Origin of the sequence: Trebonia sp. (genome assembly GCF_049794275.1) — a bacterium.
GTDB lineage: Bacteria > Actinomycetota > Actinomycetes > Streptosporangiales > Streptosporangiaceae > Trebonia.
This window is the reverse complement of sequence record NZ_JBARCR010000653.1, coordinates 1-1886: the sequence shown is the minus strand read 5'-3', so window position 1 is coordinate 1886 and position 1886 is coordinate 1. Positions and strand designations below refer to the sequence as shown.

General features: G+C 72.2%; 2 protein-coding genes. One reads left to right on the top strand and one right to left on the bottom strand.

Annotated elements, in window-relative coordinates:
* On the top strand, positions 1-762 hold a 762-nt coding region (locus WA805_RS17560; RefSeq protein WP_425242870.1), incomplete at its 5' end, for an FAD-binding protein.
* A gap of 5 nt (positions 763-767) precedes the next feature.
* Here the strand turns inward: WA805_RS17560 and WA805_RS17555 are convergent.
* A partial coding sequence (locus WA805_RS17555) for an amidohydrolase (protein WP_425242869.1) occupies positions 768-1886 on the bottom strand: 1119 nt, incomplete at its 5' end.

Here is a 1886-nt window from a genome sequence, read left to right as displayed (position 1 = left end):
GGGCCGTCCCCGCTGTGGCTGGACGCCACCGGACGCCGGCTGCCCGGGCCGCTCTACCCGGGGTTCGACACCCTCGGCACGCTGGAGTACCTGCGGACGACCGGGTACGACCACAGCTGGTTCGTGCTCACCCGCAGGATCATCGCGCGGGAGTTCGCGCTGTCCGGCTCGGAGCAGAACCCCGACCTGACCGGCCGCGACAGGAAGGCCATGATCACCAGCCGGCTCGGCGGCCAGGTGCCGGGGCCGGTGCAGGCGTTCCTCGATCACGGCGAGGACTTCGTGACCGCCGGGACGCTGCCCGAGCTGGTGAGCCAGATGAACAAGCTCACCGGCGGCGACCCGCACCTTGACGCGGACCGGATCGAAGAACAGATAACCGCGAGAGATAGAGACGCCACGCGCCCGTTCGGAAAAGACTCCCAGCTGATGGCGGTGCGGGGCGCGCGGCGGTACATCGGGGACCGGCTGATCCGGGTCGCCAGGCCGCATGCGCTGCTCGACCCGGCGGCGGGGCCGCTGATCGCCGTCCGGCTGCACGTGCTCACCCGCAAGACGCTCGGCGGGCTGCACACCGACCTGTCGTCCCGCGCGCTCGGCGCGTCTGGCGAGCCAGTGCCGGGGCTGTACGCGGCGGGGGAGGCGGCCGGGTTCGGGGGCGGCGGGATGCACGGTTACCGGTCGCTGGAGGGCACGTTCCTCGGCGGCTGCCTGTTCTCCGGCCGGATCGCCGGACGCGCGGCGGCGGCCGCGACGGCCTGACGGAGCTAGGCGAGCTCGCCCCGGACCCAGGTCTGCGTGACGGATGCCTCGCAGATCTCGGCGTCGGGGATGGTGGCGAGGTCGGCGTCGGTGACGGCGAGGCTCGCGTCGTAGCCGGCCTTGATTGATCCGGCCGAGGCCGCCACGCCGTTGATCCGCGCGGTGCCCGACGTGTAAGCGGCCAGCGCCGTCCGCCGGGTGATCGCCTGGCGCGGCAGGAAGGGATCGCCGGCGGTCTCCGGCAGCGCGCGGTTGACCGCCACATGGATGGCGAGCAGCGGGTCCGGGCTGCTCACGGGCCAGTCGCTGCCGCCGGCCAGATGCGCGCCCGAGGTGGCGAGCTCCGCGAACGGGTACTGCCAGGTGGCTCGCGTCGCGCCGAGGAAGGGGATCGTCAGCTCGGTCATCTGCGGCTCGTTCATCGCCCACAGCATCTGCAGGTTCGCTGTCGCGCCGAGCGCGGCGAACCGCGGGATGTCATCGGGGTGGACGACTTGCAGGTGTGCCAGGTGGTGCCGGATCCAGGTTTCCCTGGCGCTGCCAGGGCGGGCCGCGCGGGCAGCCTCGACGGCATTGAGCGCGTTGCGGACCGCCCGGTCGCCGAGCGCGTGGAAGTGCACTTGGACGCCCGCCTGGTCGAGGGCGGTCACGTAGCGGGGGAGCTCGCCGGGGTCGATGAAGTCCAGCCCGGAGTTCCCAGTCGCGCAGCCGTCGTGATCGAGGTAGGGGGCGAGCATCGCGGCGGTGTGGTTCTCCACGATGCCGTCGAGCATCATCTTCACGCTGGTCGGCCTGAATCGCCCGGCCACGTTGTGCTGACGGTAGTGGAGCAGCCCCGCGAGCTGCTCCAGTCCCTCGTCCCGCTGCCACCACTGCGCCCCGACAACGTCCGCGATCAACGTGCCGGCCGACGCCGCGCGCAGGTACGCGTCCGTCGTGTCGTCAATGGAGGCGTAGCCGGGCCCGACGATAGCGTCCTGCCAGCCGGTGACGCCGAGCGACAGCAGGTAGTCCTGGGCGGCGAGCAGCCCCCGGTACTTGTCCTCCCCGGTAATCTCCGGCAGCAGCCGGCTCACCAGCTTCATCGCGCCTTCCTGCAGCATGCCGACGGGCTCGCCGGCCGC